Annotated in this window: 17 protein-coding genes; 10 read left to right on the top strand and 7 right to left on the bottom strand. The window is 66.9% G+C overall.

Annotated elements, in window-relative coordinates:
* Window positions 1-19: 19 nt before the first annotated feature.
* Genes amt through NFW30_RS15385 form a run of 3 tightly spaced genes read right to left on the bottom strand, consistent with a single transcriptional unit; the run spans window position 20 to window position 2,208 of the window.
* Entirely contained in the window at window positions 20-1,498 is a 1,479-nt protein-coding gene (gene amt / locus NFW30_RS15395) for an ammonium transporter (RefSeq protein WP_295357353.1), read from the bottom strand.
* 10 nt (window positions 1,499-1,508) lie between these two features.
* Window positions 1,509-1,847, bottom strand: a complete 339-nt coding sequence (gene glnK, locus NFW30_RS15390) for a P-II family nitrogen regulator (RefSeq protein ID WP_287694948.1) — start codon at window positions 1,845-1,847, stop codon at window positions 1,509-1,511.
* Entirely contained in the window at window positions 1,807-2,208 is a 402-nt protein-coding gene (locus NFW30_RS15385; RefSeq protein WP_295357347.1) for a hypothetical protein, read from the bottom strand. The genes glnK and NFW30_RS15385 overlap by 41 nt, the downstream gene beginning before the upstream one ends.
* Before the next feature lie 65 nt (window positions 2,209-2,273).
* Here NFW30_RS15385 and NFW30_RS15380 point away from each other — a divergent pair, with 65 nt between their 5' ends.
* Window positions 2,274-2,519, top strand: coding sequence for an accessory factor UbiK family protein (locus tag NFW30_RS15380; protein ID WP_295357344.1), 246 nt, complete (start codon window positions 2,274-2,276; stop codon window positions 2,517-2,519).
* Between the two features lie 76 nt (window positions 2,520-2,595).
* The gene (locus NFW30_RS15375; protein ID WP_295357340.1) at window positions 2,596-4,095 is read left to right on the top strand and encodes a YifB family Mg chelatase-like AAA ATPase; all 1,500 of its coding nucleotides are present in this window, start codon (window positions 2,596-2,598) and stop codon (window positions 4,093-4,095) included.
* Window positions 4,096-4,134: 39 nt separating this feature from the next.
* Here the strand turns inward: NFW30_RS15375 and NFW30_RS15370 are convergent, their stop codons facing one another.
* A complete protein-coding gene (locus NFW30_RS15370; RefSeq protein ID WP_295357338.1) occupies window positions 4,135-4,659 on the bottom strand; it encodes a hypothetical protein in 525 nt (174 codons plus the stop codon).
* 303 nt (window positions 4,660-4,962) lie between these two features.
* Here NFW30_RS15370 and bamE point away from each other — a divergent pair, with 303 nt between their 5' ends.
* The 7 genes from bamE (at window position 4,963) to NFW30_RS15335 (ending at window position 10,143) form a co-directional block, all read left to right on the top strand.
* Window positions 4,963-5,451, top strand: a complete 489-nt coding sequence (gene bamE, locus NFW30_RS15365; RefSeq protein ID WP_295357335.1) for an outer membrane protein assembly factor BamE — start codon at window positions 4,963-4,965, stop codon at window positions 5,449-5,451.
* Window positions 5,452-5,557: 106 nt separating this feature from the next.
* Complete coding sequence (gene speD, locus NFW30_RS15360; RefSeq protein ID WP_295357332.1) at window positions 5,558-5,968, top strand: adenosylmethionine decarboxylase; 411 nt, start codon at window positions 5,558-5,560, stop codon at window positions 5,966-5,968.
* 64 nt (window positions 5,969-6,032) lie between these two features.
* A complete protein-coding gene (locus NFW30_RS15355; protein ID WP_295357329.1) occupies window positions 6,033-7,394 on the top strand; it encodes a TrpB-like pyridoxal phosphate-dependent enzyme in 1,362 nt (453 codons plus the stop codon).
* Between the two features lie 11 nt (window positions 7,395-7,405).
* The gene (locus NFW30_RS15350; protein WP_295357326.1) at window positions 7,406-8,092 is read left to right on the top strand and encodes an SPOR domain-containing protein; all 687 of its coding nucleotides are present in this window, start codon (window positions 7,406-7,408) and stop codon (window positions 8,090-8,092) included.
* On the top strand, window positions 8,089-8,712 hold the full coding sequence (coaE, locus tag NFW30_RS15345) for a dephospho-CoA kinase (RefSeq protein ID WP_295357323.1): 624 nt from the start codon (window positions 8,089-8,091) through the stop codon (window positions 8,710-8,712). The genes NFW30_RS15350 and coaE overlap by 4 nt, the downstream gene beginning before the upstream one ends.
* Window positions 8,713-8,772: 60 nt before the next feature.
* A complete protein-coding gene (gene zapD / locus NFW30_RS15340; protein WP_295357318.1) occupies window positions 8,773-9,540 on the top strand; it encodes a cell division protein ZapD in 768 nt (255 codons plus the stop codon).
* A gap of 9 nt (window positions 9,541-9,549) precedes the next feature.
* Window positions 9,550-10,143: a hypothetical protein gene (locus NFW30_RS15335; RefSeq protein WP_295357315.1), complete on the top strand. Its 594-nt coding sequence runs from the start codon at window positions 9,550-9,552 to the stop codon at window positions 10,141-10,143.
* Here the strand turns inward: NFW30_RS15335 and NFW30_RS15330 are convergent.
* The 3 genes from NFW30_RS15330 to NFW30_RS15320 all read right to left on the bottom strand — a co-directional run bounded on the left by NFW30_RS15330 (window position 10,124) and on the right by NFW30_RS15320 (window position 13,540).
* The gene (locus NFW30_RS15330) at window positions 10,124-10,654 is read right to left on the bottom strand and encodes a two pore domain potassium channel family protein (protein ID WP_295357313.1); all 531 of its coding nucleotides are present in this window, start codon (window positions 10,652-10,654) and stop codon (window positions 10,124-10,126) included. The genes NFW30_RS15335 and NFW30_RS15330 overlap by 20 nt on opposite strands.
* A 259-nt stretch (window positions 10,655-10,913) precedes the next feature.
* Window positions 10,914-12,116 (bottom strand): ammonium transporter, encoded by a 1,203-nt coding sequence (locus NFW30_RS15325; RefSeq protein ID WP_295357310.1) that lies wholly within the window; start codon window positions 12,114-12,116, stop codon window positions 10,914-10,916.
* Window positions 12,117-12,292: 176 nt separating this feature from the next.
* Entirely contained in the window at window positions 12,293-13,540 is a 1,248-nt protein-coding gene (locus NFW30_RS15320) for a murein transglycosylase A (RefSeq protein ID WP_295357307.1), read from the bottom strand.
* Between the two features lie 46 nt (window positions 13,541-13,586).
* Here NFW30_RS15320 and NFW30_RS15315 point away from each other — a divergent pair.
* On the top strand, window positions 13,587-14,157 hold a 571-nt coding region (locus NFW30_RS15315; RefSeq protein WP_295357304.1), incomplete at its 3' end, for a DUF815 domain-containing protein.

Raw genomic sequence — 14,157 nt, 5'->3', positions numbered from 1 at the left:
GACCGGTAAGGCAGTCGGTTCAGTAGTGGTAAGCCGATTCGCCGTGCGAGGTGATGTCGAGTCCCTCGCGCTCTTCTTCTTCCGGCACGCGCAGGCCGATCACCATATCCACCAGCTTGAAGGCGACCAGCGAGACGACGCCGGACCAGACGATGACCGTGCCGACACCCCACAACTGGCTGATCAACTGGGCCGTCATGTCGTAGTCACCGACCTTGTTGGCCACATAGTCGTATACCCCGGTGCCACCGAGCGACGGGTCGGCGAAGACGCCGGTCAGGATCGCGCCGAGGATGCCGCCGACGCCATGGACACCGAAGACGTCGAGCGAATCGTCGGCGCCGAGCAGGCGCTTCAGTCCATTGACGCCCCAGAGGCAGATGACGCCGGCCAGCAGACCGATGCAGATGGCGCCCATGACGCCGACGAAGCCTGCCGCCGGGGTGATCGCGACCAGACCGGCAACCGCACCGGAAGCGGCACCGAGCATCGACGGCTTGCCCTTCAGCATCCACTCCGCCAGCATCCAGGACATTGCCGCGCAGGCGGTGGCGACCCAGGTATTGACCATCGCCAGGGCGGCACCACCACTCGCCTCGAGCGCCGAGCCGGCGTTGAAGCCGAACCAGCCGAACCAGAGCAGCGAGGCGCCGATCATCGTGAAGGTCAGGCTGTGCGGCGCCATCGACTCACGCCCGTAGCCGATCCGCTTGCCGATGACGATGGCGCCGATGAGACCGGCAATGGCGGCGTTGATATGGACGACCGTGCCGCCCGCGAAGTCGAGCGCACCCTTCTGGAAGAGGAAGCCGGCGGTCTTCGTCGCAGCCTCGCCGGCTGCCGCGTCGACATAGGCGTCCGGGCCGGCCCAGTACCAGACCATGTGCGCCATCGGCACGTAGGAAAGCGAGAACCAGAGCACCATGAACACCAGGACGGCGGCGAACTTCGCCCGTTCGGCGAAGGCGCCGACGATCAGGCCGCAGGTGATCGCCGCAAAGGCGCCCTGGAAGACGACGTAGGCCAGTTCGGAGATCACCACGCCCTTGGAGAAGGTCGCGGCGACCGAATCGACGGTAACGCCCTTCAGGAACAGCTTGTCGAATACGCCGAAGAACCCGCCGCCCTCGGTGAATGCCAGCGAGTAGCCGTAGACGACCCAGAGTACGCTGATCAGCGAGAAGGTGACGAAGACCTGCATCAGCACCGACAGCATGTTCTTGCTGCGCACGAGGCCGCCGTAGAACAGCGCCAGGCCGGGGATGGACATCAGGATGACGAGCGCCGCACTGGTCATCACCCAGGCGTTGTCGCCCTTGTTGGCAACCGGTGCCGGAGCGGCGGCAGCGGCGCCAGCATCGCTGGCGACGGCGGCCTCGGGCGTTGCTGCGGTCGTCGAAGTTGCCGCGGGCGCTGCGGCCGGCTTGTCTTCAGCCCACGCCGGCGCACCGACAGCGACCGCTCCGAGCAGGGCCAGAACTGCAAATAAGTGCTTCATGATCTACTCCTTACAGGGCATCCTCACCGGTTTCGCCGGTGCGGATGCGAATGACGTCCTCGATTGCCGAGATGAAAATCTTGCCGTCGCCGATCTTGCCGGTGCTGGCCGACTTCTCGATGGCCTCGATGACCTGCTCGAGAAGTGCATCGCTGATCGCCGCTTCGACCTTCACCTTGGGCAGGAAATCGACGACGTACTCGGCACCGCGATAAAGTTCGGTATGCCCTTTCTGGCGCCCGAAGCCCTTGACCTCGGTGACGGTGATCCCCTGTACGCCGATCGCCGACAGCGCTTCTCGTACTTCGTCAAGCTTGAACGGCTTGATGATCGCGGTTACCAGTTTCATGTTGCTCTCCATGTTCGGGAAGATCCTGTGGTCTCCCGGCATCGTTGATGAAAAGAATCCTCGATGAATCTTCCCGACGCGGGCATGTCACGGCGACTAGCGCCGCGTCCGCCTGTCCGGCATCCGGCTCCGCGCCACCACGCTTGCCGGCGAAACGGCAGCGAGCGGCGTGAACTGCGGACTGGTCGCCATGGCCCGAGTCTCGAAAAATCATCCCGTCGATCACTAAGCAGAATCCGTGCCAGAAAGATTTCTCGCGATGGTTCAATGGCTTGAGATCCTCATCAGCGGCAGGGCGCGGAACGGCTGCACTGCCCTGAGACAGTTGATCGCGATGACGCACCATCGTGGTGCATAACATGGAATTTTGCGTCGCCGTGTTACACTCGCCTCACCCTGCCACTCCTTGCTCCGACGGTGATCACCATGCTCGACCCCAGGATCCTCGAAGAAATCGGCCAACGCCTTGGCAGCCTCATCGCCGCCAGCCCGGCAGCCGACATCGAACGGAACGCGCGCGCGCTCCTCACCAGCGTCTTCGCCAAGCTCGATCTGGTCACTCGCGAGGAGTTCGACATCCAGGCGCAGGTGCTGCAACGCACGCGCGAGAAGCTGAAGGCCCTCGAGGCGCGCATCGAGCGCCTGGAGAATCCACCCACCCAGCCCGACTGAGAGCAGTGCGGCGACGTGCCGGCGCGTCGTGCGACGCGGCAGCGCGTCCGTCGTCGGACCAGCTCCACGCCAGCCAGTGTCTCTCGCCATCGTCCACAGCCGCGGTCTCGACGGGCTGGCCGCGCCGGAGGTTGCGGTCGAGGTGCATCTGGCCAGCGGCCTGCCCAACCTGACGCTCGTCGGGCTGCCGGACACCGAAGTCAAGGAAGCGCGTGACCGGGTGCGTGCGGCGCTGCAGAACTCGGGTTTCGAATTTCCGCGCAAACGCATCACCGTCAACCTCGCGCCGGCCGACCTGCCGAAGGAATCCGGCCGCTTCGACCTGCCGATCGCGCTCGGCATCCTCGCCGCCTCCGGCCAGCTCCCGTCGCGGCTGCTGGCGCAGCACGAGTTCGCCGGCGAGCTCTCCCTTTCCGGCGAACTGCGACCGGTGCGCGGCGCTCTGGCGATGGTCCTGGCGATGGGCGACAACGGCCGCAGCTTCGTGCTGCCGGCGAGCAGCGCGCGTGAGGCCGCGCTGGCGGGCAGGATACCGATCCTGGCGGCGGCCAGCCTGCTCGAGGTCTGCGCCCACCTGACCGGACGGGCGGCCCTGTCGGCCTGCGTGGCGACTTCCGACAGCAGCGACGGCGACGACGGCTACCCGGACCTCGCCGACGTCCGCGGCCAGACGCAAGCCAAGCGCGGCCTGGAAATCGCCGCCGCCGGCGGACATTCGATCCTCTTCGCCGGCCCGCCGGGAACCGGGAAATCGATGCTCGCCAGCCGTCTCCCCGGCCTGCTGCCGCCGATGACAATGCCGGCGGCGCTCGAGTCGGCTGCCGTTCTGTCGCTCGCCGGTCTCTTCCGGCCGCAGATCTTTCGCCACCATCCCTACCGCGCGCCGCACCACACGGCTTCGTCGGCAGCGCTGGTCGGCGGTGGCAGCGTGCCGCGCCCGGGCGAAATCTCGCTGGCGCACCAGGGGGTCCTCTTTCTCGACGAGCTGCCGGAGTTCGACCGGCGGGTTCTCGAGGCACTGCGCGAACCGCTCGATTCCGGGCGCATCCACATCTCGCGCGCCGCCCGGCAGGCCGAGTTCCCGGCGCAGTTCCAGCTGGTCGCGGCAATGAATCCATGCCCCTGCGGTTACCACGGCGATGCGCGCGGCCGCTGCCGCTGCACGCCGGACCAGATCCTGCGTTACCGCAGCAAGCTCTCCGGTCCGCTGCTCGACCGCATCGACCTGCAGATCGAGGTTCCTCCCCTGCCGGCCGAAGTCCTGCAGCAAGCGCGCGACGGTGAAGCTTCGGCTGCCGTGCGTTCGCGGGTAACGACAGCCCGCAGGCGACAGCTCGAGCGCCAAGGGAAACCGAATGCCCGTCTCAGGGAGCGCGAGATCGACCAGTACTGCCAGCCGCAAGCGGCAGCGGCAGCTCTGCTGAAGCAGGCAATCACTCGCTTCGAGCTCTCGGCACGGGCATTCCACCGCCTGCTCAAGGTGGCGCGGACGATCGCCGATCTGGCGGGGCAGCACACGATCGAGCCCCAGCACGTCGCCGAAGCAGTGCAGTACCGTCGCTTTGCGAAGGATTGACGGGCGGGGATCGCTACCCGTCAATCACGATGTCCGTGCTCAACCGCCGATGTGCATCTGATACTTCGCGCCGTTGGAAAACGTACAGGTCCCCGCTCCCTGATACGGCGTCGTCAGCTGGTATTCGCACGACATGAACATGCCGCCCGGGCTGTAGGCACTGGCGACGCCGCGCTTTTCATCCTCGACGACGCGGGTCGCTTCTCCGCTCAGGACCTGGCCCTCGTACTCGACCAGGAAACGGCCCTTCCCGGTCATCATGTTGGTCACCGACCCGCTGATGACGCCGCTGCGCGTCGCCCTTTCGTTGGCCGGATAGAGCCGGACCGGCAATGTCGCCTGCGCCGCAGGCGCCATCGCCTGCGGTCGCGTCGCCGCCTGCCCGGGGAGCGGTGGCGCACCCGCCGGCAACGGCGTTCCGGGCGGCGGCAACGGGTAATGGTGGTAGTACACGCCACCATCGGGTCCCACCACCGGCACCACGTAACATGCAGCGGCAACCAGCGCCGCAAGCACCGGCGGCACACAGCGCCGCGCCGATGAACGGAATGCTGCTCTCGACATCATCTTCTCCTTTCCGGAAAGCTGGCGGCACGGGACGGGCCGTCAGTCTCAGTATAGTCAGGATCGATCCACTGCCAGGGCGATCTGTGGCCCCGTCCGCCACGCCCACTCGCAGGCTGCCGCAGGGGTTTCGCACCGGCGACGAACGCTACCCCGAGCCGTCGCCACCGACGCTGCGCCGACGGGGTGCCCGCGTCGGCCGCAGCGCAGCGTGCCAGCCGCCAGCCACGTCACCGACGCCGCATCGTCTATACTGCGCAGCAGACGCCAACGCGCGTGACAACCAGACCTGGAGCACCCGGCATGTTCAGGATCGCCTCGGCCGCCATTTTTGGCGGCACCCTGCTGCTCGCCACCCTTGCCGCCTGCGACGCGGACAGGCTGAGCCGGCTCAGGCCCGGGGCGACGACTGCCAGCGAGGTGAAGGACGTGATGGGCCAGCCGACGCTGGAATGGCGGGAGGCCGATGGTTCGCGCGTCTGGGAGTATCCGCGCACGCCACAGGGAATCGTCAACTATCTCGTGCTCATCGGCCCGGACGGCGTGCTGCGCGAGGTGCAGCAAGTGCTGACCGAGGAGAACTTCGCCCGGGTCGCTGCCGGCATGACGCAGGACCAGGTACGGCGTCTGCTCGGTCGTCCGGCTCACGAAACCTATTTTCCGCTCAAACGGGAGACGATCTGGGACTGGAAGACGAAGGTGGACGCCGGCATGGAATGGTATTTCAACGTCCATTTCGACAGCGACGGCCGCGTCACCGGAACCAGCAGCAACTACGTGCCGAAGGGCTGAGCGCGAGCGGCCGGCGGGAGGCGTGGCGGGCGGGCCGCTGGCGCCAGCACCGGCGCGGTTCCGGCGCCGGTCGGCACGGCGCCCGCCGCGCGCTCCGGGACTGAAGATGAATGGCCTGCACCTGACTGCCGAACTCTACGGATGCCGCTGCGAGCGGCGACTGCTCGATGACGCCGGCGCGCTGCGCGAACTGTGCCGCGCCGTCTGTTCGCTGCCGGGCCTGACGCCACTCGCCGAGGTCTTCCATCAGTTCGGCGACAGCGGCAGCCCGGCCGGCGCCACCGGCGCGGTCGTCCTCGCCGAGTCGCATCTGGCGGTGCACACCTGGCCGGAGTCGGCGGCCGTGACGCTCGACCTGTATGTCTGCAACTTCAGCCAGGACAACAGCCGCGCAGCCCGCCAGGCCTGTCGGCAGCTGATTGCCGCCTTCGCGCCGAGTCGCTGCGTGCAGCGCGAACTCGAGCGCGGCATCCCGACCGACGGGACGACCAGCGACCCCGCCGGCAGAAGTGATTAGCGGATGCTTCCCGGGGTATACTCGGGAACCGGCAACGAAACAGAACACAGAACAGGGAGGCCTTGTGGAACCGCTTCGCATCACGCTCGATCAATCCGAAATCCCCACCCACTGGTACAACGTCGTCGCCGACATGCCGACGCCGCCAGCACCGCCGCTGGCCGCGGATGGCAACCCGGTGTCGCCGGAGCAGATGGGGATGATCTTTCCGATGGCGATCCTCGAGCAGGAAATGTCGGCCGAACGCTGGATTCCGATCCCCGAGCCGGTGCGGCAGATCTATCGCCTCTGGCGGCCGTCGCCATTGATTCGTGCCCGCCGGCTCGAGGAGGTGCTGCAGACGCCGGCGCGGATCTTCTACAAGTATGAAGGCGTCTCCCCCGCCGGATCGCACAAGCCCAACACCGCCGTACCGCAGGCCTACTACAACCAGCAGGCGGGAATCCGGCGCATCACCACCGAGACCGGTGCCGGACAGTGGGGCTGTTCGATGGCCTTTGCCGGCCAGATGTTCGGTCTCGAGGTGCGCGTGTACATGGTCCGCATCAGCTATGAGCAGAAGCCCTTCCGCCGCTCGATGATGCAGACCTGGGGTGCCGAGGTCTTCGCCAGCCCGTCGCCGATGACGCAGACCGGCCGCGACCTGCTCGCCCGCGACCCGGAGAACCAGGGCTCGCTCGGCATCGCGATCTCCGAGGCCGTCGAGGAGGCGGCCTCGCGCGCCGACACCAGCTACGCGCTCGGCTCGGTGCTCAACCACGTCGCTCTGCACCAGACGATCATCGGCCAGGAAGCGAAGAAGCAGTTCGAAAAGGCTGGCGACTGGCCCGACGTGATCTTCGCACCGTGTGGCGGTGGCTCGTCGTTCGCCGGCGTTGCTTTCCCGTTCATCGCCGACAATGCCGGCGGCGGGCGCAACGGACGCCCGACGCGACTGGTGGCGGTCGAACCGACATCGTGCCCGACGCTGACCAAGGGCGCCTATGCCTACGATTTCGGCGATGCCTCGGGCTTCACGCCACTGATGAAGATGTACACCCTCGGCCACGACTTCATGCCGCCGGGCATCCATGCCGGCGGCCTGCGTTACCACGGTGACTCGCCGCTCGTCTCGCAGCTCTATCACGACGGACTGATCGAGGCGGTCGCGGTACCGCAACTGGCAACCTTCGAGGCGGGCGTGATGTTCGCGCGCGCCGAAGGCGTCATTCCGGCGCCCGAGTCGAACCATGCCATCCGCGCGGCGATCGACGAGGCCGTGCGCTGCCGGGAGAGTGGCGAGAGCCGGACGATCTTCTTCAATCTCACCGGCCACGGCCATTTCGACATGGCGGCCTACGACCGCTACTTCGCCGGCCAGCTCGAGGACTTCGAGTACCCGCAGGAGGCGATCCGGGCGTCACTGGAGCACCTGCCCAGGCTTTGATGGTGAACGCGATGCGCCCGCTCGTCTTCGCCCTCGTCCTCGCCAACCTGCTGCTTTTCGTCTGGGCGCGAGGCTACCTGGGCGCGCCGGCCGAAGCCGATGCGCATCGTGTCGAGCAGCAGCTGCTGCCCGAGCGCATCGTCGTCGTCTCGCGCGGCGAGCCACCGCCGTCGGCCAGGAACAAGGCAAGTGGCGGCACATCCGGCGAGCAGAAGGTGAACGAGAGTTGCCGCATCTGGAGCGAGCTAGCGGCCGGCGAGGCCGACGAGGTCGAGCAACTGCTGCGCGAGAGCTTCGCCGAGTTCCGGATCAACCGCCGCACGGTGAATGAGAACAGTGGCTACTGGGTCTACATTCCACCTCTCGCCAGCAAGGAGGAAGTCGGCAAGAAGACGGCGGAGCTGCAGCAGCTCGGCGTCGACGATTTCTTCGTCGTCCAGGCCAGCGGCCCGAACCAGCTGGCCATCTCGCTCGGCACCTACCGCACCGAGGAGGCGGCGAGTGCCGGCCTCGATACCCTGCGCGCGAAGGGCGTCAAGTCGGCGAAGATGGGCCAACGCACGGGAAGACCGGCGTACGTGATCCTCGAGGTCCGCGGCCCGGCAGCGCAGGCCGAAGCCTTGCAGCGGTCGATCGCCGCCCGGCTGCCCAAGGTCACCGCCAAGGCCTGTGCAGCGCCCGCGGCGGCTGCGCCATGAGCTTCATCGTCGGCCTCACCGGCGGCATCGGCAGCGGCAAGAGCACGGTCGCCGATCTCCTGGCCGAACGGGGCGCGGTGCTGGTCGATACCGATCTCATCGCCCACCAGCTGACCGGGCCCGATGGTGGGGCGATGGCGGCGATTGCCGGTGCCTTCGGCAGCACCGTCGTGCGGGCGGACGGCAGCCTCGACCGCGCCGCCATGCGCCGCCTGGTTTTCGCCGACGCTGCCGCCAGGGCCAGGCTCGAAGGCATCCTGCATCCGCTGATCCGGCAGCGGAGCGAAGATCGCTGCGCCGCCGCTGCGACCGCTCCCTACGTCGTCCTGGTCGTGCCACTGCTCGTGGAATCCGGCAGCTATCGGCAGAGAAGCGACCGCATCCTGGTCGTGGACTGCAGCGAAGAGCTTCAGGTGGCGCGCGTGATGGCGCGCAGCGGACTGAGCGCCGGCGAGGTTCGTGCGATCATCGCCAGCCAGGCGTCGTCCGACGAGCGCCGCGCGGTGGCCGACGATGTGGTACTCAACGACGGGACGATGGAGCTGCTCGGAGCGCGCGTCGAGGCGCTGCACAAACGCTATCTTGAGCTGGCGGCGGCGAAAGCTCATGTCCACCGTTGAGGTTTTGCTGCAAATGCTTCAGAATCATCGGAAATCGTCCATTCCGATGCCGGCGGCAGTGTGATCACCTACGAATATCCGTTCAATGAGCGCATACGCACGCTGCTGCGGCTGGAGGACTTGTTCCACAAGCTGAGCAGCTTCATGCAGCGGGACGGTTCACAGGAGCATCATGTCGTGCTCCTGACGCTGTTCGAGATCCTCGACGTCTCCGGCCGCGCCGACCTGAAGATGGATCTGATCCAGGAACTCGAGCGTCAGCGTCAGAGCCTGTTGGCGTTTCGCAACAATCCGGACATTTCCGAGGATGCGCTCTCCGGCGCGCTTTACGAGATCGAGAACGCCTCGGCGGCGCTGCTCGGAATGGCGGGCAAGATCGGCCAGCATCTGCGCGACAACGACTGGCTGATGAGCATCAAGAGTCGTGCCAGCATCCCCGGAGGGGTCTGCGAGTTCGACCTCCCCTCTTACCACTACTGGCGGCACCAGCCGCCCGACGTCCGCCGCGAGGCGCTGCTCGGCTGGATGCAGCCGCTGCTGCCACTGCGTGACGCGCTGACGATCGTCCTCCGCCTGTTGCGCGCCAGTGGCCGCTCGGAGCACCATGTCGCCAGCGGCGGGGCGTTCCAGCTGATGCTCGGCGGCAGCAACGTCCAGAGCACGTCGCAGATGGTCCGCATCTCGCTCAAGCTGCACGACCCCTACATTCCCGAGATCAGCGCCAACAAGTACGCGCTGAACATCCGCTTCACCCGTCCCGACAGCGACCATCGGCCGCGTCACTGCGACACCGACGTCGAGTTCGACATGCTGTTCTGCAATCTGTAGGCAGCCGGCGTGGCACTGCCGCTGACTCCGAACATCGCGAAAGCCGTCGAGAAACTCTATCCTCCGCACGAAGTGGACGAGGTTGTTCGTCTACTCACCGAGGAGTGTGCGGACAATCTTCCCAACTGCCAAAGCTCAGACGAATATGCACTGGAGGATCTGAGATTCGCCGTCCTTGAACTTTCCGCGGGAAATATCGAGAAACTGCGTCAGGTCGTCCGCATGGCGAACGAGGACTGGCGGGATGTTCTCTGGGAGGCAGGCTCAACCAGGCGGTACCAGCGCACGCTGCTGGGCAGTTCCTGGCAGCTGAACGTCAAGACACGAGCGGCTTCGCATGCGCGATACTGGAACAGGCTCGCAATCATCGCTGCCTTTGCCCTGTCCTTCGTGCTGATTGTTTCTGGCGCCCCGCCTCAGCACTTGCTCGGCACCGGGGTCATGGTTGGTGTGGTGTACGCCGCAGGGCGGCACCTGTTGCTCAGGCCGCTGGGCCCGCCTCATGAAGGTGCAGCCATGTTGCTGAAGATGACGCTGATCGTTCTCCTGGGCTCTGGCGCTCTTGGCTACGTCGCGGCCATGATCATCCGGCCTTTCCTCTAGTATCTGGAAGAACGCCAGGCCGGCATTCCCGGTCGTTGCCGACGGCCTGACCGCCTTCCCAGGCGGCCGGGTTGCGACCATCGACATGCCGCCCGGGGAGATGCTGCAGGATCGCGACCAGGGGCGCACTGCTCAGACCCAGCGTCAGGATGCCGTTCAGTGCCTTGAGCGAACCGAGGAGTTTCCGTTCGGAACTCATCGCAACGTCGCCATGGCCCAGCGAAGTGAAGTTGACGCCGGAATGGTAGACCTCCTCGTAGAACAGTTGGAACATGACCAGAACGACGAACAACGCAGCCCAAAGCACGATCTGCGGGAAATTGCCGAGCATGATGATCACCATCACGGCCAGCAGCGCCACCATTGCGCCGATCAGTCCGCTGCCTGTCCACGGTCGGCGAGGCGTGTCGATGGCGTGACGAACACTACGGAAGGTGAACGTGACCGCCACGATCAGCGCCCACAGCATCATCGCCAGGAACGGCAAGAGGAAATGGAAGCACACAGCCACGCCAGGCCTAGCACGAGGCCGACACGGATGAACAGATCGAACAGGCAGCCCGCAACGCGGTCGCCCGGTTCCCGATCGGGTTCGCGGGTGGACTCCATCTGGCGTCTCCTTCCCCGGGGAAAGGGCATCGGCCTGCTTCTGCTCCGGCAGAAAGAGTCGCTGCGCCGCTCGATCGGACGGCAGCATGGCCGGTGACGGTGTTCGAGCGGCCTTTGGCGACGGGCCGGCTGGTGTGCAGGCCGCCGCCCCCTCCGAGCGCCTACCAGTTCGTCTCGCGTTCCGGCGTTGCCGTAATGCGGTGAATCGACAGGTCGGCGCCGTTGTACTCCTGCTCCTGATCGAGGCGCAGCCCGACGAGGCTCTTCAGCACACCGTAAACCACGGTGCCACCGACCAGCGCGATGCCGATCGCGAGCAGGGTCATCAGGAGCTGCGGCATGAAGGCGACACCGCCGACGCCACCGAGCGCCTTGCTGCCGAAGATGCCGGCGGCGAGACCGCCCCAGGCGCCGCACAGGCCGTGCAGCGGCCAGACGCCGAGAACGTCGTCGATCCGCCAGCGGTTCTGCGTCAGCGTGAACATCAGGACGAACAGGCCGCCGGCGACACCGCCGACGACCAGGGCGCCCATCGGGTGCATCAGGTCGGAGCCGGCGCAGACGGCGACCAGACCGGCGAGCGGACCGTTATGCACGAAGCCCGGGTCGTTCCGGCCGGCGACCATCGCCACCAGCGTCCCGCCGACCATCGCCATCAGCGAGTTTATCGCCACCAGCCCGGAGATCTTGTCGATCGTCTGCGCACTCATGACGTTGAAGCCAAACCAGCCGACGGTCAGGATCCACGCGCCGAGAGCCAGGAAGGGGATCGACGACGGCGGATGCGCCGACACCCGGCCCTCCTTCGTATAGCGACCGTGCCGCGCACCGAGCAGGAGAACCGCCGGCAGGGCGAGCCAGCCACCCATCGCGTGCACGACGACGGAGCCGGCGAAATCGTGGAACTCCTCGCCGTAGCTCGCCTTGAGCCACGCCTGGATGCCGAAGGCCTGGTTCCAGGCGATGCCCTCGAAGGTGGGATAGACCAGGGCGACGATCAGGAAGGTCGCTGCCAGTTGCGGATAGAAGCGGGCGCGTTCGGCGATGCCGCCCGAGATGATCGCCGGGATCGCCGCTGCGAAGGTGAGCAGGAAGAAGAACTTGGTCAGCTCGAAACCGTTCTTCTCGAGCAGCGTGTCGGCGCCGGCGAAGAAGTTGACGCCGTAGGCGATGCTGTAGCCGACGAAGAAATAGGCGATGGTCGACACCGAGAAATCGGTCAGGATCTTCACCAGCGCGTTGACCTGACTCTTCTTGCGCACCGTCCCCAGCTCGAGAAAGGCAAAGCCGGAATGCATCGCCAGCACCATGATGCCGCCGAGCAGGATGAAGAGGACGTCGCTACCAGACTTGAATGCTTCCATGGCTCCTCCAGGATTTCGTGATGGAGCCAACAAGCAAATCCCGTTCCAGGGTTGTCATGCCCCGGAATCGACCATCATCGACGGCATGCGCCCGTTCCGCGCACAACGATGATGCATCGGCGGCAATCGGCGCACCGGAACGGGGCGACTGGGCACTCGAAGGGCCCAGGCGCGACCTACGGTGGTGCAGTCCCGGCCGGCAGCAGGACCCACATCTGCCCCTGCTGCTTCATCCGCCCGGCCTGGCTGCCGGCGGCGGCGCCGAAGCCCCAGAAGAGGTCGGCGCGGACGACGCCGCGGATGGCGCCGCCGGTGTCCTGTGCCATCACCAGCCGTCGCCAGGGCTGCGCCGAATCGGGCTGGGTCGTCGCCAGGAACACCGGTGCGCCGAGGCTGACGTGGCGAGGATCGACGGCGATGCTGCGCTCCGGGGTCAGCGGCACGCCGAGGGCGCCGTTCGGGCCGTCGCCCTCCCTGCCGCGGATCGCTTCCTCGCGGAAGAAGACGTAACTCGGATTGGCGTTCAGCAGCTCGGTCACGCGGCCGGGGTTGGCGCGCGCCCACTGCTTGATCGACTGCATCGACGCCTGTTCGAGGCTCATCTCGCCCCGGTCGACGAGCACGCGACCGATCGACTGATAGGGATGGCCGTTCTGGTCGGCATACGCGAGGCGCAGCTTGCTGCCATCCGGCAACTGCACGCGCCCGGAACCCTGCACCTGCAGGAAGAAGAGTTCGACCGGGTCGTCGACGTAGAGCAGGACCCGGTCGCCGCCCTCGTTCGCGCGCTTGCCGATCTCGGCGCGCGAGAGGTACGGCACGACCCGGTTGCCCTGCAGGCGACCGCGCAGGCGCATGTTCTTCAGCTCGGGCAGGATGCTGCCGAGGTCGATCGTCAGCAGGTCGGGGGGAACGCCGAGCACCGGCTGCAGGTACGGCTGGCCGCGCGTGCGCGAACCGCGCAGCAGCGGCTCGTAATAGCCGGTCACCAGGCCGCTGCTCGAGCCATCGGCATTGGTCAGCTGCCAGGGTTGCAGCCGCGCCTCGAAGAAGGCCCTGGCGGCGGCTGCCGTCGGTGCGACCATCCCCTTCGCCTCGTCACAGACGCCCTTCCATTGCGGCCACTGCGGGCGGCTGGCGAGACCGCGACACGATTGCAGGAAGGGCTGCCAGGCGGCCGCCAGATCGTCGTCGCGCCAGCCCGGCAGCTCGCTCCAGCGCGCCGCCTGCAGCGGCTTCGCGTCGCCCCTGGCGGCGGCTGCCGGCACCGCCGGGGCTGCCGCCGGGCAGTCCGGACAGGGCGGGCAGACCGCAGCGCCGGCGGCGCCGGTGGTGGGCGGCGGCCTGCCGGTGCTGCCGCAGGCGGCGAGCAGAATGGCCAGGGCGGCGACGAGCAGGCGGCGTGGTTGGCTTTTGCGGATCATTTGGCTAGAGTGTCGGGTTCCTGAAACCCGCGCAGTATATCGTCCAATGAGTGACTCCCTGGCGCAACTGGCCTCCTTTCTCGCCCGCGCCGAACGCCTGCTCGACCGCCTCGAGCCGTTGCTGCCGCCGCCGCCAGCGGCACCCGACTGGGGCGCGGCGCATGCCTTCCGCTGGCGTGCTGCGAACGGCTGCGGCCATCTGCAGGCGATCCGCCGCCTGCCCGCGATTCGCCTCGCCGACCTGCGCGACATCGACGAGCAGAAGGCCCGCCTCGACAGCAACACCCGCCAGTTCATCGCCGGGCTGCCGGCCAACAATGTCCTCCTCACCGGCGCCCGCGGCTCGGGCAAGTCCTCGCTGATCAAGGCGCTGCTCAACGAGTACGCGCCACAGGGCCTGCGCGTCATCGAGGTGGAAAAGGCCGAACTGACCGACCTGCCGCAGATCGTCGGGCTGATCGAGGACCGCCCGGAACGTTTCATCATCTTCTGCGACGACCTCTCGTTCGAATCCGGAGACGCGCGCTACAAGGCGCTGAAGGTGGTGCTCGACGGCTCCTTTGCAGCGGCGCCGGAGAACGTGCTGGTCTACGCGACATCGAACCGCCGCCACCTGA

Source organism: Accumulibacter sp. (assembly GCF_023806635.1).
Taxonomy (GTDB): domain Bacteria; phylum Pseudomonadota; class Gammaproteobacteria; order Burkholderiales; family Rhodocyclaceae; genus Accumulibacter.
Note: the sequence above shows the minus strand (reverse complement) of the source record. Positions and strands in the feature narration are given on the sequence as shown.

Excerpts from the sequence above, each read along its gene's own strand:
- NFW30_RS15380 (WP_295357344.1), top strand. The coding sequence starts at position 2,274 with ATGCTCGACCCCAGGATCCTCGAAGAAATCGGCCAACGCCTTGGCAGC.
- NFW30_RS15350 (WP_295357326.1), top strand. The coding sequence starts at position 7,406 with ATGCGCCCGCTCGTCTTCGCCCTCGTCCTCGCCAACCTGCTGCTTTTC.
- NFW30_RS15370 (WP_295357338.1), bottom strand. The coding sequence starts at position 4,659 with ATGTCGAGAGCAGCATTCCGTTCATCGGCGCGGCGCTGTGTGCCGCCG.
- bamE (WP_295357335.1), top strand. The coding sequence starts at position 4,963 with ATGTTCAGGATCGCCTCGGCCGCCATTTTTGGCGGCACCCTGCTGCTC.
- amt (WP_295357353.1), bottom strand. The coding sequence starts at position 1,498 with ATGAAGCACTTATTTGCAGTTCTGGCCCTGCTCGGAGCGGTCGCTGTC.
- glnK (WP_287694948.1), bottom strand. The coding sequence starts at position 1,847 with ATGAAACTGGTAACCGCGATCATCAAGCCGTTCAAGCTTGACGAAGTA.
- NFW30_RS15320 (WP_295357307.1), bottom strand. The coding sequence starts at position 13,540 with ATGATCCGCAAAAGCCAACCACGCCGCCTGCTCGTCGCCGCCCTGGCC.
- NFW30_RS15385 (WP_295357347.1), bottom strand. The coding sequence starts at position 2,208 with ATGTTATGCACCACGATGGTGCGTCATCGCGATCAACTGTCTCAGGGC.
- coaE (WP_295357323.1), top strand. The coding sequence starts at position 8,089 with ATGAGCTTCATCGTCGGCCTCACCGGCGGCATCGGCAGCGGCAAGAGC.
- NFW30_RS15325 (WP_295357310.1), bottom strand. The coding sequence starts at position 12,116 with ATGGAAGCATTCAAGTCTGGTAGCGACGTCCTCTTCATCCTGCTCGGC.
- speD (WP_295357332.1), top strand. The coding sequence starts at position 5,558 with ATGAATGGCCTGCACCTGACTGCCGAACTCTACGGATGCCGCTGCGAG.